Source organism: Sphingobacterium sp. SRCM116780 (assembly GCF_021442025.1).
GTDB lineage: Bacteria > Bacteroidota > Bacteroidia > Sphingobacteriales > Sphingobacteriaceae > Sphingobacterium.
This window is the reverse complement of the sequence record NZ_CP090446.1, coordinates 348,248-374,374: the sequence shown is the minus strand read 5'-3', so window position 1 is coordinate 374,374 and position 26,127 is coordinate 348,248. Positions and strand designations below refer to the sequence as shown.

Genomic DNA, 26,127 nt, shown 5'->3' with positions numbered 1-26,127 from the left:
ATGTGATTGTTTGTTACAATAGCTCTTTCAAAAGAATTAGAAAATATTTGAAAGTCCCTCCTTTGATGATGTACGAAGTTTATATATGAAAGTCTTGTTATAAAAAAATAAAGGTAATCTTTTACAAGACTACCTTTATTAAAAAACAAACTAAATTTTGGACATGTTTCACAACAGATCCCACATTAACCCTTACTATATGAATCAAAAACTACTTGATACAAATGTAGACCACCTATATTAAGTTAGCCTTAAGGAATGTTTAATCTTTCAATATCATTTACAAAAAAAGCAACCTTGTATAAAGGTTGCTTAGTCTATTATCAAGTTCCATTATTTTAACGGTTAAGCACTTCGATCTCTTTCGTGGCAGTATACACACGATTAAACATATCCGTTGCTTTCACCTCTAATTTATATTTACCTTCTTTTAATTTTGGTAAATTAAACTTCCAAAGATGGGAAGAAATCGCTCCATCGGAAGGTCTTCTCCCCTCTTGATAATGAGTTGCAAAATCAAATTTATCAACGGCATAATTATAAGCAGGATCAGTCTCATTTACAGTTTCCATTTCTTTCCATTTACCTTCATTGATACGATATAGCACCTGATCGTCTCCTTTTCCGATAAAAAAATTAGCATAAATAGGATACCTCTGTACATATTTTTGATCAACAACAGATGGTCCAGATAAGGCGATTTGATATTGAGTATCTTTTCCTACTACATGGTAATCAAATGTATATTGATTGTTTTTAATATTCAAAACTGCATATCCTTTAGGTGTACCATCACGCATGGTCGATACTGGGATACCATCTGTATCCTTTGCTCCAGAGTACCAATCTCCTGAAGTCGTTCCCACATTATATTCATGATGCGGTTTCTCTTGTTTCCATCCATCCTTTGCGCCAAAAAAGTTCTGTTGTTGAAAATGCGTGTGTGCGGATAAGGAAAGTGTATGCGGATAACTTGCCAATATATTAAATAATCGATCTCGGTCTTCTGTCCGAAAAACCGCAGCACTTTCGTGAGCTAATGGGATATGAAAGGCTAAAACCACTAATTTATCCTTTGAAATAAATTTCAAATCATTCTCAATAAAATCTAGCTGTTCTTTACGGAAACCACCTTTATAACCTTTTCCGGTATCTGGATTGGGATAAATAATATCATCTAAAACAATAAAGTGAGCATTCGCATAATTAAATGAATAGTTAGCTGGGCCAAATGAAGCTTCAAAAGATTCATCTGAATAAATATCTTCCTTGGTATCAAAGTTAAGATCATGATTCCCGATTACATTAAACCAAGGCAACCCCATCAATGCTATCGTTTTTTTATAATTAGGATGTAAGGACAGATCATTACCGACTAAGTCGCCTAAACTAATACCAAATACAGCAGCATGCTTATCAGCAATCCGATCGATAATGCCTCGTTTGAAATAATCCATCTCGATCTGATCATAAGCCTGAGGATCACCGAAGACAAATGCAGAAAAATCTTCCTTTTCCTTTTGAGCTGTCAATGCAAAATTGATTTCTTTAGGTAATCGTCCTGTTGGTGAAACACCTTTGAAGTTCAATTCTGGACTTCCTTCAGGTTTATGAATATAGTAAAATTGAGGTTGATAATCGTTATTTAAGGGTAAGGTATAATCTGAAGGTTTAATCACAAAAATAATATTATCATTTGTAACAGGCAATGTGTAATTTCCTTTGGTATCGGTCTGTACAACTTCAATTCCATTACTGACAGACACACTTGGAATTCCAACTTCTTTTTTATCACGTATACCATTTTTATTGGTATCATTAAAAACAACACCTTTAGCAAACTCTTGCGCATTAACAGAGTAGCTTAAAGCCAGAATCGCGGCAATAGCAAATATATTTTTCATGTTGAGGTATAAATTAATTTTGGACAAAATTAATGATGCAACATGAAACAAAAATCACTTAAACTTTAACAAATTATTAATTTATATCCATACAACACTATGCTTAGAGCTAAAATGCTTTCTTGAAGGTTCTTTCAAATCAATAAAACTTACGCACAAAAATTAGATCAATTCTCAGGATACGCTTATCTTGGATAGGATAATTTACTATACGAGTATAGCTATTCACTTTACAAAAAAAGGGAATCAAATGATTCCCTTTTTTTGTAAAGTTTATAATAATTACATTAATTCGATCTGGACTGAGCAGTGGCCAATATACGATTGACCTCATCAATCATGGATTTACCAGCATCTCTCATTTTTTCATTACCATCAAAATCAGCATCCATCGTTACTTTTTTTGATTTATCCTTATAATTGAACTCTAAATAAAAACGGGGAGCAGTTGCTGTCTTTGGATTTTTTCGAGCTTCAGGACCTGTCATATCATCATCTAGATTCCAAAATCCCAATTCTTGGGCTTTACGATGTAAATAGAGCAAATCATCTTTATTCATACGTACAGTATCTTTCTCTATTTGATTTGTCTTGGTTACGTACTGGAAAATTCCAGTTCTTGAATCATATTGATTATCCATATGATTTGGTTCGCCATATCGAAAAACTACAGATTGAAAATCCGCAAAACGGAAAGGTGCATTTTTGATCATGTTACTGTAGTAGTAAACACAGTATATCAGAAATGGCACAACAATACATAATGCCAAAAAAATCTTTTTACCCTTGATACCCATCTTAATTTTTAATTTTTGACAAAAATAAGGATTAAAATAGCTTTAGAAAGTTTTATCTGTTATTTGACATAAAAAAGGGAAATCTATTACGATTGTGGAGTTCCAGCATTCTTAAAATATTTAGCATACCAAGAATCTGTCAAATCAGAAATAATAACTCCCTTTTTGGTTGACACATGCACAAATTTATTATTGTGAAGATATACTCCAACATGATCGATACTCCGGCCTCCGAAAGAAAAAAAGACGAGGTCACCTTCTTTTAACTTACTAGCACTTTTTTCTTTAATTACAGCATCCATATCTCTTGAAGATCGAGGTAAATCTTCCTTATACACGGATCGATAAAGCATACCTACAAATCCAGAACAATCCACACCACTTTTGGTTGTCCCTCCTAAGCGATGGGGTATTCCCATCCATTCATCAATAAAAGAATAAAGACTAGGATTTAGCTCTCTTGTCCCAACATGTAAAAGGTTTGCGTAATTATCCAAAGATTTTTTGGTATAAGTGGTATTTCTAGCCTCACTTGCATCTGTCAAAACTGCATTGCCACGTCTATTCGTAGTCGTCTTTTTATTCAAAGAACAACTACTTAATACAAATATCAGACAGATAAAAAATAAAAGATTGCGTTTTAAACACATAGTTGAAGTAATGTTGATCAAATGTAATAAAACCAAATTTAACTGACAAACGCTTATATCGTTCTTGTTATACTTTTTCAAATTGTAATTTTGGCGATTGTGTAAAAATTTATATGGAAAAATTAAAAGGTGCTATTGCTGTTTTTGTGGGAGCCAGTAGTTTTGGAGTATTATCAACTTTTGTCAAACAAGCATATGCTCAAGATTATTATACATTAGGTCAAGTGACGGGTGTACAAGTTATTTTTGGAATGATCATCTTGTGGATGGTTTACTGGTTGATACAACTTTTAAACCCTACGGCAAATCAATCTTATACTAAGAAATCAAACAAATGGAAAATTTTAATCAGTGGTATTTCCACAGGTCTAGTCAGCATCATCTATTACAAATGTGTACAATTGGTCCCTGCATCATTAGCCATCGTATTATTGATGCAGTATATCTGGATAGGAACTTTAATCGAATTTATTGTATTTAAAAACAAACCGTCCAGTCGTCAATTAATAGGAATCGTCATTGTTTTAATAGGAACGCTATTAGCGACAGACCTTATAGAACAAGGAATTGACAAGCTTAACTGGACAGGGATCGCTTATGGATTACTAGCGGCGACAGCCTATGCCTCATTTTTAATTGTAAATGGACGTATAGGAAATGATTATCCTCCTATTCAGAAAAGTGCATTAATGGTAACGGGATCTTGTATAATGATCTGCTGTATTTTTCCTCCTACATTTTTGATTTCAGGAGTTTTAGGAAATAGTATTTGGCATTTTGGATTTATCCTTTCCCTTTTTGGAACGGTTATCCCACCACTATTATTTGCTTATGGAATACCAAAAATTGGCTATTCTTTAAGTGGTATCTTAAGTTCTGCAGAACTACCTGTTGCAATATGTATGTCCTACTTTATCTTACGAGAAGTCGTGAATCCCATACAATGGACAGGTGTATTATTAATCTTAGCTACAGTCGTTTGGCTGAATACTAAAAGTCAGGAAACAAGTTTGTAAAATGCAAGAATAAAAGTAAAGGCTCAATCCTAATCGGATTGAGCCTTTACTTTTATTTATATTAGTACATTAATTTAATGTGCAAGTTCTTCTTTTAGCTCTTCAATTTCCACTTCACCATTATCTGTGATAGACAAGAATTTTACATGCGCAACTTCGTTAACTAATAACGGGTCATAAGCGGTACGAACTTTTACATAATTTTTAGAAAATCCATGCATATATCCATCTTTCTCATCGCTTTCAAATAGGACCTCTCCTACCTGATCCAACTGTTTCTCATAAAAAGCACGACGTTTCTTTTCTGACAAGATATGCAGCATCTTACTACGGTCACTACGTTGAGATCCAGGAACACCGCCTTCCATCTGAGCAGCGATTGTATTTTCTCGTTCAGAATAAGTAAACACATGTAAATAAGAAATGTCCATCTCATTCAAGAAATTGTATGTATCGATAAAATCTTCACGTGTTTCACCAGGGAATCCTACAATTACATCGACACCAATGCAACAGTCAGGCATTAATTGTTTAATTTTTTCAACACGTTGTGCATACAATTCACGTTTGTATCGACGACGCATCATGCTTAAAACTTTATTATTTCCAGATTGCAATGGCATGTGAAAGTGTGGTACAAAACGTTTAGACTGTGCTACAAATTCAATGATCTCATTGGCTAAAAGATTGGGTTCTATGGAAGAAATTCGAATTCGGTCAATTCCTTCTACCTCGTCTAATGCTTTTACTAAATCCAAAAACTTATCTTGTCGCTTGCCCTCACGAATACCAAAATCTCCAATATTTACCCCTGTTAAAACAATTTCTTTAACCCCTGAAGCAGCAATTTCTTTGGCTTGCTGTACAATGTCTTCAATCTTACCTGATCGACTTCCTCCACGAGCAAGTGGAATCGTACAGAATGTACAGGAATAATCACAACCATCTTGTACTTTCAAGAATGTACGGGTGCGATCGCCGATAGAATAAGCCGAGACAAATTGATTCGTTTCATCTATGGGAGCATTATGAACAACAGCCTTTTCATTTTTAGTCAAGTCATTGATGTGCTCGATGATATTAAACTTCTCTGCCGCACCCAAAACCATATCCACTCCTGGAATTTCTGCTATTTCCGCAGGTTTCAATTGTGCATAGCATCCTACGATTGTAATGTAAGCATTCGGTGAATATTTAAGCGCTTCCTTCACCACCTTACGACATTTTTTATCTGCATGATCAGTAACTGAACATGTATTAATGACATAAACATCTGCCGCACTATTAAATGCGGTAGTTTCATAACCCGCGTCTTGAAAAACACGACCTATGGAGGACGTTTCTGAAAAATTCAGTTTACATCCTAAGGTATAGAAAGCTACTTTTTTACTCATAATGATTTTGCAAAAATACAACAAAAAGCTCCAAATGAAAACTCTTAATTCTGATTTACATGCTTTTCAACTAATTATGAGATTTTAATGATCTAAACAAACCGTATTTGATGGCCCCTTCTTTCGAATCATTATTTGAATCCTTCAAAAATATCTTATCTTCGTATATTCTTTTCGTCTCTCTGAACAAGAAAGAACTATACAAAATAAAGCAACAATAAGATGAAACAATATCTTGATTTACTAAAGCACGTATATACAACTGGAGTAACTAAAACTGACCGTACAGGAACAGGTACTAAAAGTGTATTTGGTTATCAGATGCGTTTCAATTTAAAAGAAGGCTTTCCACTTGTCACCACCAAAAAATTACATTTGCGTTCGATTATACACGAACTAATCTGGTTCTTAAAGGGAGAAACAAACATCAAATATTTAAAAGATAATGGCGTTAGTATATGGGATGAATGGGCTGATGAAAATGGTAATTTAGGGCCAGTTTATGGTTCACAATGGCGCTCATGGCCAACACCAGATGGTGGTCACATCGATCAGATTGAGAAAATCATTAAACAATTGAAAACCTCTCCTGATTCTAGACGTATTATTGTTTCTGCTTGGAATGTAGCTGAGATTGAAGATATGGCTTTACCCCCTTGTCATGCATTTTTTCAATTTTATGTTGCTCCTGCTGATCCTGAAAATGGTATTTTAAAACCGCAACTCTCTTGTCAATTATATCAGAGGAGTGCTGATATTTTCTTAGGTGTACCTTTTAATATTGCCTCATATGCCTTGTTGACCATGATGGTAGCGCAAGTATGTGATATGGAAGCATCAGAGTTTATTCACACCTTGGGAGATGCACATATTTACAGTAATCATTTCGAACAAACGGAACGACAACTTAGTCGTGAGCCAAAATCTTTACCTCAATTAAAAATAAACCCTGAAGTGAAAGATATCTTCAGTTTCAAATTTGAGGATTTTGAATTGTTAAACTACGAATCTCACCCGCATATTAAAGCGCCAGTAGCAGTTTAATAGTAATGGTCCTTGTAAAATTGTGTAAAATATAAAAATGAGCAAACTAAAAATAACATTCATTGTAGCCGCTACTGAAAATAATGTAATCGGCAAAGGAAATAAAATGCCTTGGCATTTACCTAATGACCTTAAATATTTTAAAAAAACCACACTAGGACATAGTGTGGTGATGGGAAGAAAAACTTTTGAATCACTTGGAAAACCTCTTCCTGACCGTAGAAATATAATTTTGACTCGCGATATGACAGCGAAATCTGATGAAGTCGATATCGCAAATAGCTTTCAAGAAGTATTGAATTACTGTAGAGATGAAAAAGAAATTTTCATCATTGGTGGCGGTGAAATATTTAAACAAACATTACCATTTGCAGATAAAGTGTTGCTCACACGATTATATACAACTATTGACGGAGATGCCTACTTCCCAGAATTGCCTGCCCATGAATGGACTTTAGAAAGTGAAGAAAAACACGCAAAGGATGAAAAACATGCTTTTGATTATAGTTTTCAAGTTTATACAAGAGTGTAATATATAAAATCATAAGCGATTCAAATTCATGAATGTAATCCATTTACCAATTAAGAGATTAATTTTTTTTATCACTCTACTATCTTTAGGAAATATCATTCCTGTAAAAGCGCAATTTTCCATTCCCCCTAGTCGAATTTCAACTCCTTATGGAAAAGTTAATATACCTGGAGTTTATTCTCCTAGAATTTATTCTTTTAATGGTGCTTCTCCTGTTAGTGGCAAATATGATTTTACAATTGTTCTATTAAATGATAGTAGCTTTACAACAAAAACTAAAATAAAAATTGATTTAGAAAAAAATCACTGTGATCTAAACTGGAAATCAAAAGGAATACAACATACAATTACACCTAAAGAAACAAAGGAAATTTATCGTACTACCTTTGACAATAGAAGAATAACGGGTATCCCTTTAGATACTTGCTGGGCATTTTTAATTGACTCTGGGAAAATACGAACATATAGTATAACTTCTGACTTTAATTCACCAACAATATGTTATATTCAATCGGGTAAAAATGGAAAATTACTGGCTCTTACTCCAGACAATTTAAGACCACTCATTGGCGATAATCCAGCGGTACTAAAGCTAGTTGATAAGAACAAACTACTTAAAGCGATTAAAGACTATAACAATAGATAAGAGCTTAAAATTACATCTAATGATATTGAATACGATAACGAAGACGTTAACCCTACTGTTCATTTGCATCATCTCTCACTCCTATGCTCAAAAAATGGATACGATCTATCTAGAGAAACTACTTCAAAATCACCCCGATTTATTTCAAAATATCTTAAATCATCCAAGTAAAAATGAAGTACAGATCTTATACACACAGATTGACCGGGACAAAAATAACACCCCTCATTTTAGATCTTATAGCTATCGATTGAACCCTAATTGGTATTTCTATCCAGCGAGTACAGTAAAATTACCTACAGCAATCCTAGCCCTAGAAAAGATCAATGAACTCCATATTCCAGGACTAACCAAAGACACACCGTTGCGCATTGATTCGGCTTTCGAAAAACAAACAACTGTTACGAAAGATACGTCTGCAAGAAACGGGTTACCGTCTGTCGCTCAATATATCAAAAAAATTCTGCTCACCAGTGATAACGATGCACAGAATAGACTTTTTGAGTTTATAGGTCGTGCCGAGCTGAATAGCAAGCTGAAAAAATATGGAACGCTAAATAGTCGAATAGTAAATCGGTTAGCGATTGGAGATAAGGGAATCTGGGCAAAACATACAAACCCTATCACATTCTATCAAGATGGCAAAACAATATATCAACAACCAGCTCAATTTGATCCGAATGATTATACAATCGAGCTGAAGAATACAACTCAGGGAAAAGGATATATGAATGACAAGGAAGAAATCATCTATGAACCTTGGAGTTTTGAAGGACTAAATGTATTTGCATTGGAAGACCAGCAATTGATTATGAAAAAATTGCTCTTTCCAGAAGTATTTGAAAGCAAGCAAAGATTTAAACTGAAAAAAGAGGATTATGCCTTTATATATGACTACATGTCTCGATATCCGTTTGAATCCGATTATCCTAAATATGATACCGCTGAGTTCTGGCCAACTTATAGTAAGTTGCTTTTCTATGGCAGGGATAAAGAGGCAACAATAAATCCTAATATCCGTGTTTTCAATAAATATGGAGATTCTTATGGCTATAATATCGACAATGCCTATATCGTTGATTTTGAAAATGGAATAGAGTTTCTATTAGCAGTAGTTGTCCAGTCCAATGAAAATGGTATTTATAATGATGGTATTTACGAGTATGAAACTGTTACTTATCCTTTTCTCAAAAATATAGGTCAAGTCATCTATCAAGAAGAGTTAAAAAGAGTCAAAAAGTTTAAACCAGACTTATCTAAATTTGATTTTAGAAAATAAAAGTAAAAAGGCCTTTCAAATTTATTGAAAAGCCTTTTTACTTTTAACTTCGTTCACGTTTATTTTTTCAAAGCAACTTCAATCAGTTGTCCATAAAAATCTGTTTCTGTCATACCAGCTGCACGCACCTGTTGTGGGATAAAACTCTGAGGAGTTTGGCCTGGAATCGTATTGATTTCGATAAAATAGAACTTGTCTGTATCCTTTTCCAAAAAGAAATCAATGCGTACCATTCCTTTGCAATTTAGACGTACATAAATCTCTTTCAAAATACTGGAGACACGAACCTGTTGCTCTTCGTTTAGATCAGCAGGTGTTATTTCCTCGGTTAAGCCAGGGATATATTTAGCTTCAAAATCAAAAAATTCACGTGTAGTTTTCACTTCTGTCGCTGGTAGTACAACCAACTCTCCAGCTATATTGCGATAAATACCCTCAGAAAATTCTCGGCCATTGACAAACTCTTCGACGATAACTTGACTTCCTGTATTCTCCGCATCAAATGCTTTGTCTATCGCTTCTTTTAGTTCACCTGCTACCTTTACTTTTGTCATACCAATACTGCTACCACCAGCATTCGGTTTCACAAAATACGGTAAGGACAACTTCTCTTCCACTAAAGAAACCGCTTGAGCACGTTGAACTTCAAATAATAAGACGGATTTTGCTAAATTGAGATTTTGAATGTCAGCAAGTATTGCTTTAGTATATCCTTTATTCATGGTTAAAGCTGAAGTCAGCGCATCACAAGAAGTATAAGGAATTCCAACTAAATCAAAATAACTTTGTAAACGTCCATCTTCTCCTGGTGATCCATGAACCATAATAAAGGCCAAGTCAAATTTAACTAGACCATTATCTAGCAATAATGTAAAGTCTTCTTTATTAATATTGTGTTTAATTCCTGAATCACTAATATAAAACCAAGCATCTGTTGTAACCGTAATTTGATAGATATCATATTTGTTATGATCAAGCTGCGAATTGACAAATTCGGAACTTTTGAAAGAAACTTCAGCTTCACCCGTATAACCTCCAGTTATTAATGCTATTTTTGTTTTCATAAAATTATAGTGATTCTTGTAGCAAATATAATTTGCTATACACAGAAAAACGAATATTTTTGTTCAATATTTAACATTAGCATATTTAGAATCAAGCATTGGCTTTAATCTTGCTATGGAAGAATACAATAAAATGATTTTTTTAAAGAAAAGAAATGTCAAAAATCTTACAATATTTAAGAACGAACACGTTTAGAAATAACCTATTAGTTGCCATTGGAGTTGTTTTAGCTCTTTTTGTTTTCATCTATTTAGGATTAAAAGTATACACAAAACACGATGAATCCATTGAAGTTCCAAAAGTAAAAGGGCTACATGTCAATGCTGCAATAGCAGCATTAGAAGATGCTGATTTGGAATATCAGATTGATTCTGTTTATCAAATGGACGCAAAACCTGGTTTAGTGATTGAACAAGATCCTGAACCTAAGTTTCATGTAAAAAGTGGGCGTACGATTTATTTAACGATCATTACACAAGTAGCACCCGAGATCGCATTTCCAAAAATCAAAGATAAAACACTAATTGAGGCATCTGCCGTACTAAAAAATCATAATTTGCGTATAGGTGACACAACTTATGTTGCTGACATTGCAAGAGATATTGTTTTAGATGCACAGTTTGCTGGACAATCGATTCGAGATGGAAGAATGATTCCGAAAGGCTCTAGGATTGATTTAATATTAGGAAATGGTCAGGGAGCAAATGAGGTTCAAATTCCAGATTTATCAGGATTAACAGTTGCTGAGGCACGATTTGCGCTACAAGGGATAGGATTGGCATTGGGTACAGTAACTTATGATATTGGTGTTACGGACACAACAACCGCTCGTGTGATCACACAATTCCCAGGATTAGAAACGGGTATTATAAGTATTGGAGCTAAAGTTGATTTAACATTGTCAAATAATATCCCTACAACTCCAGAAACAACAAACCCTACATCAACGCAAAAACAAAAAACGAATCCATAATATGGAAAATAAAAAGAAAATACCTAGTTGGTTAAAAATTGTCATTCTCCTCGTTTTAATTATAGGAGGATATTTTGGATGGACAGCCTATAGCACTTTCTTTGCATCAAATGTTACTAGCAATGAGAAATACTTGTATATTAATACAGGAGATACTTATGCACAAGTGTTGCAAAAGATTAAGGATAAGAAAATTGTTTCTGACCCAGTAAGTTTTGATCGTGCAGCACAGTACCAAAAATATCCCGAGAGTGTTAAGCCAGGGCGATATGCTTTGACACCAGGTATGAATAATAGAAGGTTCATTGGCAATTTAAGAGGCGGCTATCAAGAGGCTGTGAAGTTTAGATTTGAGAATATTCGTTTAAAAGAAAACTTTGCAGGAAAATTAGGAGAAAATTTCGAAGCCGATTCTTTGACTTTTCTAAATTTGTTAAATGATGAAAATCTCGCAAAATCATATGGTTTCACCAAAGATAATTTCATTGCGATGTTTGTTCCAAATACTTATGAACTCTATTGGAACACAGCTCCAGACAAGCTTTTTGCTCGTTTTCATGATGAATGGAAAAAATTTTGGACAAGTGATCGTTTAGCAAAAGCCAAAGAAATTAACCTGACACCCCAAGAAGTAAGTTCGCTTGCAGCTATCGTAAAGGGAGAAGCTCTACATACAGATGAAATGCCTGCTATCGCTGGCTTATATTTAAATAGATTAAAAAAGGGAATGCTTTTACAAGCTGACCCTACTGTTATTTTTGCCAATAATGATTTCACCATACGTCGTGTATTGAATAAACATTTACGTACAGACAATCCTTATAATACCTATATTTACAAAGGTCTCCCTCCAGGGCCGATCATGATGCCAAGTATTGTTGCCATAGATGCTGTTTTAAATTATAAACATCACGATTATATTTACATGTGTGCGAAAGAAGATTTTTCTGGATACCATGCTTTTGCAACAAATGTTGCCGAACATGAAGTAAATGCTCGTAAATTTCAAAAAGCCTTAGACGAAAGAAATATCAAAAAATAATATGTTTCAATTTGAATATCAGACACGTGTACGCTATGCAGAAACCGATCAAATGGGGTATGTATATTATGGAAATTACGCTGCCTTTTATGAAATAGCACGTACTGAAATGCTCAGAAGTACCGGCATCTCTTATCGAGAGTTGGAAGAAATGGGCGTCATGTTGCCTGTGACGGAAATGAAATGTAAATACATCAAAGCCGCGCGCTATGATGATTTGATAACCATCAGGACAACTATTCGAAAAAAACCTGCTGTAAGAATAATCTTTGAGTATGAATTATTCAATGAAAAAGGAGAACTATTAAATACGGGAGAGACAACATTAGTTTTTGTTGATATTACTAAAAATAAACCAACCATGCCGCCATCTATATTTCTTGAAAAGATGGCGAAATTTTTTGAATAACTATGTCCAATATTCATCAATACTTATTGAAATTAAAACCTTACAATCAAGTTATTGAATGGAGTAAAACTGTTATTTTACCTGGATTTGGATCACTTCCATTATATACTGTTGCCGTATTTTTTTTCCAAGAAATCTCTCAAGATTCTATTTTAAGTAAGGCATCGTCTCTTTCTTATAGTTTCATGTTAGCTATATTTCCAGGAATAATTTTTCTATTTACGTTGATTCCGTATATACCTATCAAAAATTTTCAGGAACAACTGTTAGATTTTTTAGAAGTTGTTATTCCGCATAACGCTTATCAGGTTGTCGAAACGACATTAGAAGACATAGTTAAAAATCAAAATGGTGGACTCTTATCCTTTGGTTTTATTTTAGCAGCCTATTTTGCGACTAATGGTATGGCGTCTATGATGCGTGCTTTTAACAAAGCCTCCCTAATTGCGGAAAAAAGAACTTGGATTAAACGTCGACTGATTGCATTAGGATTAGCATTTTTAATCATTACGGCTCTCACTATTGGTATGACAATATTTACTTATGCAGGTATTATTGTCAATTATTTAAAAGACAGCATAGCAATAACAAAAAGTTTTTGGGCCTTTGTTATCAAGGCTGCGAGATGGATCATTATCTTTGGAATATATTTTTTTACCGTTAGCTGTCTTTATAAATTTGCACCAACATCTTCTCGTAGATGGAAGTTATTTAGTCCAGGAGCAACTTTGTCAACAATTTTAGCTATTCTTACTTTCTCTGGATTTGCTTTTTATATCAATCATTTTGGTACATATAATAAACTATACGGGTCAATAGGTACGCTAATTGTTATTATGATTTGGATGTATCTGAACACGTTAATATTATTAATTGGTTACGAATTAAATGCTGCTATTGCCTTATCAAAACAGAGTATCAAAATAGTTAGACCACAATCTTACAATTCTTTTAAAAACAAGATTCAGGACTAAGTTGCTTAATGTAAAATGTGTTACTTTAATTCATAAAATGTGAATAATGCAGACAACTCAAAAAAATAGTAATACTTCAACAAAGAGATTAAGAATTATCCTTCTTATTTCAACTCTTATATTATTCATTTCATGCTTTGTTGTTTTTGTATCACAATATCAACAATACAAAAATATTCAAGTCAGAATTGAAAACATTTACGCTTCCATTAATAACGATAATTCTGACTTTAGCTTAGTGATAAGTAAGTACAATGAAGCGGAAAATTATTTTCGATTATTTTCTATTGATTTTGACAAAAAAAATTATTCAAATTACGAAAACAAATTAATAGAGATAAAAACTGATTTAGATTCATTGATAGCTCTGAATTTCAATGAACCAAATTCCATAATCGAAAATAACTTCAATAAAAAAGAAAGTCTGGCTAAAAATTTTATTTTGTTGAAACTTAAGATCGACAGTCTATTATCAAATAACAAAAAAATAAATTCTTTACCCGATTCATTTATAAAAAAGTCTACAAAAAGTTCTTCAAAAATAGTAAAAACTCCTGAGGAAAATTCTTCTGAAAAAAAGACAACAAATTACGTAGTGACAAAGAAAAAATCTTTGCTTAAAAGAATTTTCGATAAACAAAATGACACAATTTTCTTAGATCAGATCGAAAAACTAAAACAAGAGAGAGAAATAATTATTCAAGAACATCTCAAAGAATTAAATACACAACAGGATCTTACTAACAAAAAACTAGAAGAGGTCAATACCTATTTTCAAAAACTACGACAAAGTGAACGAAAGCTTCTCGCCAACAATTTTTCAATTTTACATGAATTGAATAAGTTAATTCGAGATATTCAAGACTACCGTCTTAAAGAAAGACATAAAAAAACCAATGCAGAAATTAAGAGTTTGATTGCTCAAACTGAGGTTCTAAAATGGGAAATGATCATATGTTTCATTACGATGTTTCTCATGATATGTTTTATTATTTATTATCAATATTTTACAACGTATTATGAAAACAGGCTTATTGAAGAAAAGAAGTATGTGAAAAAATTAGCAGATGAAAAAACGGCTATTTTAGCAGAAATAAGTCATGAAATTCGAACGCCAATTAATTCTTTATTGGGAATAGTAGATATCTTGAAAAAACAAAAAGAGCAGTTTAAGGAGCAAGATCGTCTATTAATTGAATCTGCCTTTTCTAGTATTCAATCCACGTCCAAAACAATCAATGATATTCTAAATTTAAGCAAATTAGAAAGCAAAGATCATGCAAATACAATTGGCACTTTTGACATCAATATGTTAGTCCAAGATGTAATTTCTATCCATCAAAACCAGGCTTCGTTAAAAAATATTAAGATAGAGTATAATCTGGTTCAAAATGAAAACTCTTCAATCAAAACTGATGAATTTAAAATTAGACAGATACTGACGAACTTACTTTCAAATGCAATTAAGTACTCTGAAAAAGGTATTATCAAAATAGCTGTTAAAGTAAATAATAATAAATTATTCATTACCGTTTCTGATCAAGGAATAGGTATCGCAAAAAATATGTTACCTTCTATTTTTAGAAAATATTTCACAGTTAACTCAGAAGTTAAAATAGATAGTGGCGTCGGATTAGGTCTTTATATCACAAAGCAACTCGTTAGAAAATTAAAGGGAGAAATCAAAGTAAACAGTGTCATTAACCAAGGAACTACTTTTGATGTTGAAATTCCAGTTATGATTGAAAAACATATAAAATCTGTTATCAAACGTATTAATCAGATTTCAGATTTACCAAAAAATATTAACTGGCTTATTGTAGATGATAATTCTTTGAATTTACTCTATATGAAACAGTTTTTTCAACATAATGAAACAGTTTATACCGCTAGCAATGGTGTTGAAGCATTGGAGATTATTGAAAAAAAAGACATTAACATTATTATTACGGATATCAATATGCCGATGTTAAGCGGTGATCAACTTTTGAAAAAACTGAAGGAAAATAGCAAAACACAGCATCTTATCATCATTGGTACATCTTCTGACAATGAACAAGTTTTACAACTTGAACAATTACATCAGGTCAAATTTGATGGTATTCTTATTAAACCGTTTAATGAGGCTACTCTTGCTAATATTCTATTAAAAGCAATCAGCAAATAAATGATTGCAAACAAGGTCTTTTATGCTCTTATTTCATTCATTTTTATTAACCCATATGTAAATGTGGATAATAATTTTAAAAAAAATAATATATAAATCCTTGTTAATAAAAGTTTTTCGTATTTTTGCAGTCCCTACAATGTGGGGAAAAGGAGAAAAAATAATTAATGGCAAAAAAACAAGAAGTAGAAAAAGAGTTAGCAGCGAAAAACGCGGAGCTACAAGGCGCTGACACCAAAGTGGTGAAAGACACAGAAAAAATTGAATCAGAGGCTGATTCAAAACTAATCGAAGAAATCAAATCTAACACGTGGATCACTCCAGAAGGAGAGTTCGACTGGGATGCAGATGACAAAGGTTTCGGAAATTATAGCGATGCTGAGCGCGCTAAATTAGAAGAACAATACGCAGGTACTTTCAACCAAATCAATCAAGGTGAAATTATCGAAGGTACTGTTGTTTCTATCAACAATAAAGACGTTGTCTTGAATGTTGGTTTCAAATCTGACGGTTTGGTTTCATTATCTGAATTCCGTGACTTACCAGAGTTGAAAGTTGGTGACGTAGTTGACGTTTTCGTAGAGTCGCAAGAAGATTCTAATGGACAATTAGTATTATCTCGCAAACGTGCTAAAACTCAAAAATCTTGGGAAGCTATCAATGAAGCATTGGAAAATGATGCTATCATTAACGGTTTTGTTAAAAGTCGTACAAAAGGTGGTCTTATCGTGGATATCAAAGGTGTTGAAGCATTCTTACCTGGATCTCAAATCGATATCAAACCTATCCGTGACTACGATGTTTACGTAGGTAAAACTATGGAATTCAAAGTTGTTAAAATCAACCACGAATTTAAAAATGTTGTCGTATCTCATAAAGTATTAATTGAAAACGACTTAGAAAACCAAAAATCTGAAATCGTTTCTAAATTAGAAAAAGGTCAAGTATTAGAAGGTACTGTTAAAAATATTACAGATTTCGGTGTGTTCATCGATTTAGGTGGTGTTGATGGTTTACTTCACATTACTGATATTTCATGGGGTCGTATCGAGCATCCAAAAGAAGTATTATCATTAGATCAAACAATCAACGTAGTAGTATTGGATTTTGATGATGAGAAAAAACGTATCGCTTTAGGCTTGAAACAACTTTCTGAGCATCCTTGGGAATCTTTAGATAAAGACTTAGCTGTTGGTTCTAAAGTAAAAGGTAAAATTGTAACAGTTGCTGATTACGGTGCTTTCTTAGAAATCATCCCTGGAGTTGAAGGTTTAATCCACGTTTCTGAAATGTCTTGGTCTCAAAACTTACGTTCTCCTCAAGAGTTCTTAAAAGTAAGTGATGAAATCGAAGCTGAGATCTTAACTTTAGATCGCGAAGAGCGTAAAATGAGCTTAGGTATCAAACAATTGACTCCTGATCCTTGGAAAAACATCAACGAGCGTTACCCAGTTGGTTCTAAACAAACTGCAGTAGTTAAAAACATGACTAACTTCGGAGTGTTCGTAGAATTAGAAGAAGGTATCGATGGTTTAATCCACATCTCTGATTTATCTTGGTCTAAAAAAATCAACCACCCTAACGAATTCACTAAAGTTGGTGAAAAATTAGATGTTGTTGTTTTAGAATTAGATGAAGAAAATAGAAAATTATCTTTAGGTCACAAACAATTAGAAGAAAACCCTTGGGATACTTTCGAAACAATCTTCACAATTGATTCAGTTCATGAAGGTACTGTATTGAAAGTTGGAGACAAAGGTGATATCGTTGCTTTACAATATGGTGTGGAAGGATTCTGTCCTTCTAAACATTCTGTGAAAGAAGATAATTCTTCATTGAAAGTTGACGAAGTTGCTTCATTCAAAATCATTGAATTCAACAAAGAAAACAAACGTTTAGTAATTTCTCACTCTCGTATTTGGGAAGATGAAAGAGCTGAAGCACGTGTTGAAGAATTCAATGCTCGTAAGAAAGAAGCTAAAGTAGCAAACAATGCTGTGAAAAAAGTGAAAGATTCAGTTGAGAAATCTACATTAGGTGACTTAGACGTTCTTGCACAATTGAAATCACAAATGGAAGGTGATGAAAAAAACGCTAAATAGTTTTTAACATTATCTTACTAAAATATAGCCCTAGCAAATTTGCTAGGGCTTTTTTGTTTTTATCAAAAACATAATTAAATTTACATAGCGTAACGATTATAAAACTATGTATTTCCCATCTCCCCTTATTAGCGCCCTTGAGCTAAAACAAGAATTAAACAATCCTCAATTAATCATTTTAGATTGTACGATTGATAAAGTTGGCCAGTCATTAAAAGATAGTCCATTGACCTTAATTCCAAACTCTCTTTTCTTTGACATCGAAAATAGATTTTCCGACCCAAATAGTAAGTTACCCCATACACTTGTCTCAGAAGAAATTTTCACGAAAGAGGCTCAAGCATTGAGTATTAATCAAGATTCTATCTTGGTTCTCTATGATCGTTGGGGAATATATTCCAGTCCAAGAGCATGGTGGATGTTTAAAGTTATGGGATTTAATCAAGTTTATGTTTTAAATGGCGGACTTCCAGCTTGGATAGAGCATCAATATGCAGTTTCTGAGCACTACGCTTCTATTCCCATCAACGGAAATTTTCAAGCTCATTTTACCTATAAATGGTATGCTGATAAAGATTATATATTGGAACGCTATAAAAACAATGATACCTACATTTTTGACGCAAGAAGTAATGGTAGATTTAATGGTGCAGTTGCTGAACCTAGAAAAGGACTACGTGGCGGACATATCCCTAATTCACATAATCTTCCGTTCGAAGTTGTCTTAAATGGAAATTACTATCGAACAAAAGAAGAGTTAAGTACGATCTTCGAAGCCTCTAATTCATCTGGAACAGAACAAATTTTCACTTGTGGCTCTGGTATTACCGCATCCATTATTGCTTTTTCCAGTTATTTAGCTGGGCATCAAAACATTAGGGTCTATGATGGATCTTGGGCCGAGTGGGGGCAAGAAAATCTTATTTTACCAATCGTATCATAAATTTTGAAAATTACATGGATAAAACAAATAAATGGGCTGAGGAATTATTATTGTTACGTCAAATAATAGAACCATTTCCGTTTGAAGAAACCATTAAATGGGGAAGTCCTGTTTTTACATTTAACGGTAAAAATGTTATTTCTTTTGCAGGATTTAAAGATCATTTTGCACTTTGGTTTTTCAACGGATCCCATCTAGAAGATCATGCTTCAGTTTTAATTGCTACGCAAGGGGATAAAACAAAGAACTTACGACAATGGAAATTTACAGATCGTAGCCAAATAGAAGAATCTGTCTTAAAACAATATATACAGGAAGCTATTGATATTGAACAAAAAGGATTAAAGATTATTCCTGGGAAAAAGGAATATCTTCCAATTCCAGCATTACTTCAATTCGCATTGGATCAGGAACCAGTTTTGAAAAAAGCTTTCGAAAAACTTAGCTTAGCGAAACAAAATGAGTATAACGAATTTATTCATGAGGCCAAGCAAGACAAAACGAAATTAGCTCGCATTGAAAAAATAAAACCAAATATATTGGGTGGTAAAAGCCTACATGATCAATATAAAAAATAGATGAGAAAATTATTCTACACGACATGTTTTATTTTAGGAGTATCTGCAACTGCCTATTCTCAGAAACTAAATCCAAAATTCGATCCAGCTTTAGCAGATTCGATGAGCGCTAATGATTATGGAATGAAATATTACAGCTTTGTTATCCTAAAATCAGGGAATGTCAAAATAGCAAGTAAAGATTCTATCAAGATGCTTTTTCAAGGACACATGAATAATATTAAACGTTTGGCCAAAGAAAAAAAGTTGATTGTTGCGGGACCTTTTGGCGACAATAAAAGAGACTATAAAGGTCTTTTTATCTTAAATGTAAAAACCATTAAAGAAGCGGAGGAACTATTAGCAACAGACCCTGCTATTAAAGCTGGGTTATTACTACCTGAAATAACCTTATGGTATGGATCAGCAGCACTACCCATGTATTTAGAGGCGAGTGAAAAAGTAAACAAATTTGATTTCTAAACTATATCGGACTGTTCCAAAAATAGCGATCTCCTTCTATGCTAATTTTATGATGATCAATTAAACTTCTCACGACTTCTAATTTCGTATGGTCATCACCAATCGAGATTTGCTCGATGAGATCGTGAATAGATGAGGGATTTCGTAATAATATGCGTTCAATTTCTAGTTTGATATTTTTATTCAAATTTAATTGATGATTACGAATAAGGCATAAATCACATACTTGACAAAACAAGGCATTTTTTTCATCAAAATACTGCAATAACGATTGGCTTCTGCATTTCGAATGATCAATATAATTTAAAATTGCCGACACTTGATCCCTCTTTATCTGTTGCCGTTCTCGAATAAACATATGGTCAACATATACATTTTTATAATCTATACGATCTTGTAAAAAAGAAAGTTGAGGAGCATCAGTAGACAGGATATAACTTGCAATCTCCATTTGAACAAGTCCATTGATGAGGTTAACAACCTGTTCATAAGATAATCCTAATTTTTTAGCAAACTCATATTCGTTAATGGAGATATAATCATCAAATACGCCACCATAAGATCTCAAGATAGCTTTAATCAATTTGTCATAGCGTTCATATTGAACTTGTATCTTATATAACTCTTGATGATTAACTTCAAATTTGAATCTTGAAGGAATGAAAACAGCTTCCGACAGTGCTAGCCATCCATCTTTTTCTAAAAACTTTAAAGCACTTAATGTCGGAATAGTCTCCAATTTATACTTCTTAATAAAAGAAACAACGTCGAAATCAAAAGTCAAACCCTCTCCTGCTCCATAAGGGATTTGAAAATGATTACATACATGATGGTATACCTGTTGCACAAACGATACTGAAGGAAAACTAAGTTCCAAATTTTTCAAAAGGCGATTTTTATCCTCTTGCTGATATAACAAAACAGGGAAAGCTTTTTTACCATCACGACCAGCTCGACCAGCTTCTTGATAATAAGCTTCCAAGGACTCCGGAATATCAAAGTGAATCACAAATCGGACATCCGCTTTGTCAATCCCCATTCCAAACGCATTTGTAGCTACGATTACTCTGATTTCATTTTTCATCCAAGCTTCCTGCTTACGATCTCTATCCTTGCCTGATAATCCAGCGTGATAAAAATCAGCAGAAATCCCATTATTGACTAAAAAGTGTGCAATCTCTTGTGTTTCTCTCCTATTACGCACATATACGACACCAGCCCCCCCTAATTTTTGAATGATACGAATCATACGGCCCGACTTGTTCTCTTCTTCCAAGACCATATATGCAAGATTATCCCGCAAGAAACTTTTTACAAAGACATTCCTCCGTTTAAAAAGAAGCTTATCTTGAATATCGGCTACGACAGAAGCTGTAGCTGTTGCAGTAAGTGCTAGAAAGGGTACATCGGGGTGCAATTCTTTCAACTTGGACAATTGTAGGTAAGGAGGACGAAAATCATATCCCCATTGTGAAATACAATGCGCTTCATCGATAGCAAAAAGATTAACAGACATATGTCTAATACGTTCTTGCACTAGCTCACTGTACAATCGTTCCGGTGATAAATAAAGGAATTTAATATTTCCAAAAATACAATTATCCAATATGATATCAACCTCCCGACTTTTCAATCCCGAAAAGATAGCAACTGCTTGAATACCGATATCTTTAAGATGTTGTACTTGATCTTTCATCAGAGCAATCAAAGGAGTAACAACAATACAAATGCCTGGAAGCATTAGGGCTGGAACCTGAAAACAAATTGATTTCCCACCACCAGTTGGTAATAAAGCCAATGTATCCTTCTTATCCAAAACAGATTGAATGATTTCCGCTTGAAGTGGACGGAAGGCATCATGCCCCCAATATTGCTTTAATATACTTACACTATCAATATTCATAGTAATTCCTTATCCCAAACATACGCAAAATTATTTTTCAAGCTATAATTTGGAATAGCTAAACTATCCAATTGATGCTTCCATAACTGAATATTTAAATCACTATTTGTACCATCAAAGAGGACAATTTTAGGCTGGATAAGTTTAACATGATCAATAAAATTCCATTTACTATTTTTTCTAACAATCAGAATATCCGTATCCAAATTTTGAACAAGTTTATGTTCCATGATTTGAATACACAGATTTGACCGTTGAATTAGATAATTTGTTCTTCGTGAATCATGTGATGGCAATTGATGAAAATCAATCTTTTCCCAGTTAGAAAATCTGTTCAAATCCCTACTCATACTATAAATCAAATTCTTGTCATTCAAAGAATCAACAGAACTTATCACCGTTACTTTTCCTTTTTTTATAAAAGCGAAAGTTATTTCTTTTCTAGTATTATAAATTCGAAAGCCAGTATAATTTAACTGCGAATATTGCTTATAGCCAAAAGAGATAACGAATACCAATACGAGAATAAAACTCGCTGCTAATGCTTTTCTACTTTTCCAATAACACGCATAAGAGAAGGTCAATATATACCCTGAACTAATAAAAACCGTGAATGGAGAAAAGACAATTCCATTCCAAGTAGCATATGGTAGCCGATCCAAAAATTGAAGCGATAAAAACATGTTATCGATCACCCATTGAATCGTATAGCCGACCCAAATATTCATACGATCAAAAGGCATGATCATCAGTACTAAACCTCCGTACATAATAACAGTAACAGGAAGGATGACAATGATATTAGCGATCAAAAAATAGTTCGGAAACTGACCAAAATAAAATAAAGACAGTGGCGTAGTCAGGATCTGAGCACTTAAGGAAACCGCTAAACTATCCCAAACAAGTCGAACAAAGCGAGTACCCTCAAAAGGAGAGATTTTTTTTAATAATGGAAAAAGAAGAATAATACCCAGAACAGCACAATAAGATAGCTGAAAACCAATATCGAATAACATATGAGGCTGAAATAGCAGCAGTAAGAAAGCCGATGCTGCCATGGTATTCAACATATTGGACTCACGCTTTAGCGATTTTGCAAGGAGAAAAAAACTTAGCATAATAGCAGCCCGCAATATAGAAGGAGCCATTCCTGTTAAGATCGTATAACTCCAAATCGAAAGAAGTAATAGTAAAAGCCGTAAACAGTGCAAAACAGGATTACCATTCATTTTTTGGAGCACCCAAATAAGAAATAGAAACAGGATACCCACGTGCATCCCTGAAACACTTAATACATGAATCGTACCCGTATTACTAAATGTTTGCAACGTGTCAGGAGATAACGTAGACCGATATCCAAATATAAGCGCTGCAGCTATTTGGAAAGCATTCTCTTTCACAATGTATTTCCTGAATTTAATCACCAAGCACTCTCTTAATTCCATAGCTAGCCCTTTAATAATAGCACCTTTATTATGATTAACAATCTTATATTCATCCGTATTCAGATACGTTTGAAAATAGATATTCCGATTTTCTAAATAGTTTTTGTAATCAAACTCTAAAGGATTAAAGGGTGGCGATACCACCTTTACTTTATTTAAAAAGATAATTTCATCACCATATTTGAATACAAGAGAAGTGTCTAATTTCACAGTCATCAATAGCATACCTGTCGCCTTTTGAAAAGCAGAGTCCACATTTTTTGCGATAATCTTTACAGGAAACCGAATACTTTTATCTTTTATAATAGGTTCATCGTCAATAACACCAATCAATTGCGCACTTGAACCATGATAAAAATGCAGGGGCTCTATCTGAAAATTTAACTTCCAAATATTCCAAACACCAAGTACAAGAAGAATAAAATAGCTATTTATAATAAAGTATATGCGTAGTCTAGATCGTAGAAAGAAAAACACAAAATTAGCTGCTGACGCAGCAAATAGTACAACTTCTAAAATTGAAAATCTACCGTTTGTTGGTTCTGTAAAACCAGCAAACAATATTCCCAAACTATATAATGCAATTATCTTGAGAAATGGAATCTTTTTTATTTGTTCGTAGAAACTTGTTTTCATCAAAATTGGATTCTTAACTGCATCTTAATTTCTGATTTCATGTTACCTTGAATTTCATCTAATCCTGAACCAACTTTTTCCAATTCAGGGTAATAGAACGCAGAAACTTTAGTCCATAAATCTATATTCCGATGTATCCTATAGCGTATATTATTATAGATTCGCCAACCTTTTTGATAATACAGAGGAAAAGAAGAAGAGTACAAAACATCATTTTCGTAAGCATAGATACGCGTATTGTAACTATCGGTATGAAAATAAGCCAAGCGTATATTCGTTGTTATTTTACTCCGATTAGGATTAAAAAAGACATCTTGAAAGACCATCCACCCCAATTCTTTTTTCTCAAATTCTTTTGTGTATTGAACGCCTTCCATCCGACTCCTTATACTCCATATAGGACTCAATTTATATTTATACTCCAATCTTATTTGGTATCTTTTCACCTTAGCTAATACAACTTCTTTTGTTTTCGAAGCAGGAATGTTCTCTTCTCTCAATCGGTGACGGAACCTAACTGAAAGCTGTCCCTTCTTATACCACATATAAGAAAACTGGGACATAACATCATATCCTGCTGATGGCGCAATTGCCCGATAACGTAACCATGGAAATTTAAATAGATCAACATACGTCGTCCATTGAATCTTCCGAGAAGGATGATAAACAATTCCAGTATAGAATCCCTTTTCATTCTGAGTACCCGTAGTCTCCCCTATAGATTGCGCAAAGAAATTATGATAATTCTTTTGATAATCCCGATACAATAAAACCGTAGAAAACTGCGGTGTAATACTCGTAATTGCACCCGTTAGCCATGCATAGCCTTGATCCAAATTGGTAGCAACTTCGCCAAAGAAATAGGAATTTCTATAAGTATAATTATAATACATACTCATATTACGAAGTAGATTCCCTTCAAAATCAAATTTGTTTTCTAACGCTTTACCAAGCACTTTGATACCATCAAGATGAGTCGTGACATAATTGAACCCTATTTTTAATCTATTTTTAGTGTATAGGAGATTAGAACCATAAACAAATTGTCCAATTGCTCTCCTGTAGCGTTGTTCTGTTGGAGTACGATGTAAGCCAGAAATTGTCAATGTAGCGATTGTCCGTTCATCATTGATTTGCTTTACATTGCCATCGATGTATCGATAAGAAATATAGGGTGTGATTTCAAATTTACCGAATACTAGTGTGCTCGAAATTCCTCTCAAAAAATTACTTTCATTCAATGAGGTATAGGACCTAAGCCCTATACCTTGTCGTGCAGCATTTTCAATCATACTGCCTTTACCAAAACTCAAACCATTCCACATGGTCAGCCCTTGCCCTATTTGCAAAGCAAAATCACCAATTACGATCTGTTTAATTCTTCCTAGATCACGAACAGCCAAACTTCCAGAATAAAAATCAAAGCCATTTTTTTGTTTCTCCTTAAAAAAAGGTTCCCCTGCATCCTTATCCATATTAATCGCTAATCGAATATGATTGTTATAGTTCAATCGGTATCGTATTAAATACCGATTAGGATCACCCAAATAGCGTGAACGTGTTGTATCGGTTATGGCATACCCTTTTGCCGTATGCATCATTCGACCATAACGAACCATAACTTCTTGATCTGATTTTTGTAGTAAGTTTTTAAAAGTAAAATCTTGATAAAGCGAAGGATTGGCTATTGTAACAAAAGGTAATAAGTATTGAATTGTTTTCAGATCGAACCCATCAATACTTTGCAATTCCTGTAAAGACAGAAAATCTCCGGACTCCACTCGATGAGCTAAAAATCTCTCAATTTGGAAAACGGTCAGAAACTGCAAATCATGCAGTTCTCGTCCATCTGTTTTATTCAAATTGATGGGATGCTTTAAGTAATATTGCCAACGTTCTGAGATCTCACTTACATCAACATCTTCTTCCAGCTCCTCCAACAACTGCTCAAGTAGTTGATCTAAGGTTAATTCATGATACTCTTGTCCATAACAATAGGTGAAGCTGAACAATAGGTAGCATGTCAATAGATAAAATTTAATCATAAATTTAAATTAAAATTATTAGATTAAATTTACATTATTTAGTTTTAAAATTTTGCAAAAGTATAGTCAATAAAAAAGTCTAACTATTTGCATAGTTAGACTTTCATATAGTTATATAAAT

22 protein-coding genes are annotated in these 26,127 nt (G+C 33.5%); 14 read left to right on the top strand and 8 right to left on the bottom strand.

Translation table 11 applies throughout. The annotated features are described in order from the left end of the window. Window positions 1-338: 338 nt before the first annotated feature. The 3 genes from LZQ00_RS01520 to LZQ00_RS01510 form a co-directional block, all read right to left on the bottom strand. A complete protein-coding gene (locus LZQ00_RS01520; protein ID WP_234511319.1) occupies window positions 339-1,904 on the bottom strand; it encodes a calcineurin-like phosphoesterase C-terminal domain-containing protein in 1,566 nt (521 codons plus the stop codon). Between the two features lie 287 nt (window positions 1,905-2,191). Further along, window positions 2,192-2,617, bottom strand: coding sequence for a hypothetical protein (locus tag LZQ00_RS01515; protein WP_234511317.1), 426 nt, complete (start codon window positions 2,615-2,617; stop codon window positions 2,192-2,194). 170 nt (window positions 2,618-2,787) lie between these two features. Continuing rightward, window positions 2,788-3,288, bottom strand: a complete 501-nt coding sequence (locus LZQ00_RS01510) for a C40 family peptidase (RefSeq protein WP_234511315.1) — start codon at window positions 3,286-3,288, stop codon at window positions 2,788-2,790. Window positions 3,289-3,464: 176 nt separating this feature from the next. Here LZQ00_RS01510 and LZQ00_RS01505 point away from each other — a divergent pair, with 176 nt between their 5' ends. Continuing rightward, window positions 3,465-4,367, top strand: coding sequence for an EamA family transporter (locus tag LZQ00_RS01505; protein ID WP_234511313.1), 903 nt, complete (start codon window positions 3,465-3,467; stop codon window positions 4,365-4,367). A 74-nt stretch (window positions 4,368-4,441) separates the two neighbouring features. Here LZQ00_RS01505 and mtaB read toward each other — a convergent pair whose 3' ends face one another. Continuing rightward, window positions 4,442-5,761, bottom strand: a complete 1,320-nt coding sequence (gene mtaB / locus LZQ00_RS01500) for a tRNA (N(6)-L-threonylcarbamoyladenosine(37)-C(2))-methylthiotransferase MtaB (protein WP_234511312.1) — start codon at window positions 5,759-5,761, stop codon at window positions 4,442-4,444. A 222-nt stretch (window positions 5,762-5,983) separates the two neighbouring features. Between mtaB and LZQ00_RS01495 the strand changes: the two genes are divergently transcribed. The 4 genes from LZQ00_RS01495 to LZQ00_RS01480 are packed head-to-tail and all read left to right on the top strand — an operon-like array spanning window position 5,984 to window position 9,262. Further along, complete coding sequence (locus LZQ00_RS01495; RefSeq protein ID WP_234511311.1) at window positions 5,984-6,805, top strand: thymidylate synthase; 822 nt, start codon at window positions 5,984-5,986, stop codon at window positions 6,803-6,805. A 37-nt stretch (window positions 6,806-6,842) separates the two neighbouring features. After that, entirely contained in the window at window positions 6,843-7,337 is a 495-nt protein-coding gene (locus LZQ00_RS01490; RefSeq protein ID WP_234511309.1) for a dihydrofolate reductase, read from the top strand. Between the two features lie 28 nt (window positions 7,338-7,365). Beyond that, on the top strand, window positions 7,366-7,983 hold the full coding sequence (locus LZQ00_RS01485; RefSeq protein ID WP_234511307.1) for a hypothetical protein: 618 nt from the start codon (window positions 7,366-7,368) through the stop codon (window positions 7,981-7,983). Window positions 7,984-8,002: 19 nt separating this feature from the next. Further along, window positions 8,003-9,262: a serine hydrolase gene (locus tag LZQ00_RS01480; RefSeq protein ID WP_234511305.1), complete on the top strand. Its 1,260-nt coding sequence runs from the start codon at window positions 8,003-8,005 to the stop codon at window positions 9,260-9,262. Window positions 9,263-9,321: 59 nt separating this feature from the next. Here LZQ00_RS01480 and LZQ00_RS01475 read toward each other — a convergent pair whose 3' ends face one another. Beyond that, entirely contained in the window at window positions 9,322-10,326 is a 1,005-nt protein-coding gene (locus tag LZQ00_RS01475; protein WP_234511304.1) for a D-alanine--D-alanine ligase, read from the bottom strand. A gap of 155 nt (window positions 10,327-10,481) precedes the next feature. On the opposite strand from LZQ00_RS01475, the gene LZQ00_RS01470 reads away from it, so the two are divergent. From LZQ00_RS01470 to LZQ00_RS01430, 9 genes are all read left to right on the top strand, one after another. After that, complete coding sequence (locus LZQ00_RS01470) at window positions 10,482-11,300, top strand: PASTA domain-containing protein (protein ID WP_234511302.1); 819 nt, start codon at window positions 10,482-10,484, stop codon at window positions 11,298-11,300. A 1-nt stretch (window position 11,301) separates the two neighbouring features. Continuing rightward, window positions 11,302-12,342 carry an endolytic transglycosylase MltG gene (gene mltG, locus LZQ00_RS01465; protein ID WP_234511300.1) on the top strand — a complete coding sequence of 347 codons (1,041 nt, stop codon included), beginning with the start codon at window positions 11,302-11,304 and terminating at the stop codon, window positions 12,340-12,342. A 1-nt stretch (window position 12,343) separates the two neighbouring features. Further along, the gene (locus tag LZQ00_RS01460) at window positions 12,344-12,751 is read left to right on the top strand and encodes an acyl-CoA thioesterase (RefSeq protein ID WP_234511298.1); all 408 of its coding nucleotides are present in this window, start codon (window positions 12,344-12,346) and stop codon (window positions 12,749-12,751) included. A gap of 2 nt (window positions 12,752-12,753) precedes the next feature. After that, entirely contained in the window at window positions 12,754-13,725 is a 972-nt protein-coding gene (locus LZQ00_RS01455) for a YihY/virulence factor BrkB family protein (RefSeq protein ID WP_234511297.1), read from the top strand. Between the two features lie 46 nt (window positions 13,726-13,771). Continuing rightward, entirely contained in the window at window positions 13,772-15,892 is a 2,121-nt protein-coding gene (locus LZQ00_RS01450; RefSeq protein WP_234511295.1) for an ATP-binding protein, read from the top strand. A 167-nt stretch (window positions 15,893-16,059) separates the two neighbouring features. After that, window positions 16,060-17,994: a 30S ribosomal protein S1 gene (gene rpsA / locus LZQ00_RS01445; protein ID WP_234511293.1), complete on the top strand. Its 1,935-nt coding sequence runs from the start codon at window positions 16,060-16,062 to the stop codon at window positions 17,992-17,994. Window positions 17,995-18,100: 106 nt separating this feature from the next. After that, window positions 18,101-18,937: a sulfurtransferase gene (locus tag LZQ00_RS01440; RefSeq protein ID WP_234511291.1), complete on the top strand. Its 837-nt coding sequence runs from the start codon at window positions 18,101-18,103 to the stop codon at window positions 18,935-18,937. Between the two features lie 14 nt (window positions 18,938-18,951). Next, the gene (locus LZQ00_RS01435; protein ID WP_234511289.1) at window positions 18,952-19,515 is read left to right on the top strand and encodes a YdeI/OmpD-associated family protein; all 564 of its coding nucleotides are present in this window, start codon (window positions 18,952-18,954) and stop codon (window positions 19,513-19,515) included. After that, a complete protein-coding gene (locus tag LZQ00_RS01430; protein WP_234511287.1) occupies window positions 19,516-19,977 on the top strand; it encodes a YciI family protein in 462 nt (153 codons plus the stop codon). A 1-nt stretch (window position 19,978) separates the two neighbouring features. Here LZQ00_RS01430 and LZQ00_RS01425 read toward each other — a convergent pair whose 3' ends face one another. From LZQ00_RS01425 to LZQ00_RS01415, 3 genes are read right to left on the bottom strand one after another with little or no spacing between them, the layout of a single operon-like run. Then, window positions 19,979-21,880 carry an ATP-dependent DNA helicase RecQ gene (locus tag LZQ00_RS01425; protein ID WP_234511285.1) on the bottom strand — a complete coding sequence of 634 codons (1,902 nt, stop codon included), beginning with the start codon at window positions 21,878-21,880 and terminating at the stop codon, window positions 19,979-19,981. Beyond that, window positions 21,877-23,961, bottom strand: coding sequence for a ComEC/Rec2 family competence protein (locus LZQ00_RS01420; protein ID WP_234511284.1), 2,085 nt, complete (start codon window positions 23,959-23,961; stop codon window positions 21,877-21,879). The genes LZQ00_RS01425 and LZQ00_RS01420 overlap by 4 nt, the downstream gene beginning before the upstream one ends. After that, window positions 23,961-26,006 (bottom strand): ComEA family DNA-binding protein, encoded by a 2,046-nt coding sequence (locus tag LZQ00_RS01415; protein WP_234511282.1) that lies wholly within the window; start codon window positions 26,004-26,006, stop codon window positions 23,961-23,963. Before LZQ00_RS01415 ends, LZQ00_RS01420 begins: the two co-directional genes overlap by 1 nt. Window positions 26,007-26,127 lie beyond the last annotated feature (121 nt).

What these genes read in the sequence shown, in the direction of transcription:
- mtaB (WP_234511312.1), bottom strand. Translation starts at nt 5,761, where the DNA reads ATGAGTAAAAAAGTAGCTTTCTATACCTTAGGATGTAAACTGAATTTT.
- LZQ00_RS01430 (WP_234511287.1), top strand. Translation starts at nt 19,516, where the DNA reads ATGAGAAAATTATTCTACACGACATGTTTTATTTTAGGAGTATCTGCA.
- LZQ00_RS01485 (WP_234511307.1), top strand. Translation starts at nt 7,366, where the DNA reads ATGAATGTAATCCATTTACCAATTAAGAGATTAATTTTTTTTATCACT.
- LZQ00_RS01505 (WP_234511313.1), top strand. Translation starts at nt 3,465, where the DNA reads ATGGAAAAATTAAAAGGTGCTATTGCTGTTTTTGTGGGAGCCAGTAGT.
- LZQ00_RS01515 (WP_234511317.1), bottom strand. Translation starts at nt 2,617, where the DNA reads ATGATCAAAAATGCACCTTTCCGTTTTGCGGATTTTCAATCTGTAGTT.
- LZQ00_RS01520 (WP_234511319.1), bottom strand. Translation starts at nt 1,904, where the DNA reads ATGAAAAATATATTTGCTATTGCCGCGATTCTGGCTTTAAGCTACTCT.
- LZQ00_RS01415 (WP_234511282.1), bottom strand. Translation starts at nt 26,006, where the DNA reads ATGATTAAATTTTATCTATTGACATGCTACCTATTGTTCAGCTTCACC.
- LZQ00_RS01440 (WP_234511291.1), top strand. Translation starts at nt 18,101, where the DNA reads ATGTATTTCCCATCTCCCCTTATTAGCGCCCTTGAGCTAAAACAAGAA.
- mltG (WP_234511300.1), top strand. Translation starts at nt 11,302, where the DNA reads ATGGAAAATAAAAAGAAAATACCTAGTTGGTTAAAAATTGTCATTCTC.
- LZQ00_RS01495 (WP_234511311.1), top strand. Translation starts at nt 5,984, where the DNA reads ATGAAACAATATCTTGATTTACTAAAGCACGTATATACAACTGGAGTA.
- LZQ00_RS01480 (WP_234511305.1), top strand. Translation starts at nt 8,003, where the DNA reads ATGATATTGAATACGATAACGAAGACGTTAACCCTACTGTTCATTTGC.
- LZQ00_RS01420 (WP_234511284.1), bottom strand. Translation starts at nt 23,961, where the DNA reads ATGAAAACAAGTTTCTACGAACAAATAAAAAAGATTCCATTTCTCAAG.
- LZQ00_RS01450 (WP_234511295.1), top strand. Translation starts at nt 13,772, where the DNA reads ATGCAGACAACTCAAAAAAATAGTAATACTTCAACAAAGAGATTAAGA.
- LZQ00_RS01470 (WP_234511302.1), top strand. Translation starts at nt 10,482, where the DNA reads ATGTCAAAAATCTTACAATATTTAAGAACGAACACGTTTAGAAATAAC.
- LZQ00_RS01475 (WP_234511304.1), bottom strand. Translation starts at nt 10,326, where the DNA reads ATGAAAACAAAAATAGCATTAATAACTGGAGGTTATACGGGTGAAGCT.
- LZQ00_RS01455 (WP_234511297.1), top strand. Translation starts at nt 12,754, where the DNA reads ATGTCCAATATTCATCAATACTTATTGAAATTAAAACCTTACAATCAA.
- LZQ00_RS01435 (WP_234511289.1), top strand. Translation starts at nt 18,952, where the DNA reads ATGGATAAAACAAATAAATGGGCTGAGGAATTATTATTGTTACGTCAA.
- LZQ00_RS01425 (WP_234511285.1), bottom strand. Translation starts at nt 21,880, where the DNA reads ATGAATATTGATAGTGTAAGTATATTAAAGCAATATTGGGGGCATGAT.
- LZQ00_RS01460 (WP_234511298.1), top strand. Translation starts at nt 12,344, where the DNA reads ATGTTTCAATTTGAATATCAGACACGTGTACGCTATGCAGAAACCGAT.
- rpsA (WP_234511293.1), top strand. Translation starts at nt 16,060, where the DNA reads ATGGCAAAAAAACAAGAAGTAGAAAAAGAGTTAGCAGCGAAAAACGCG.
- LZQ00_RS01490 (WP_234511309.1), top strand. Translation starts at nt 6,843, where the DNA reads ATGAGCAAACTAAAAATAACATTCATTGTAGCCGCTACTGAAAATAAT.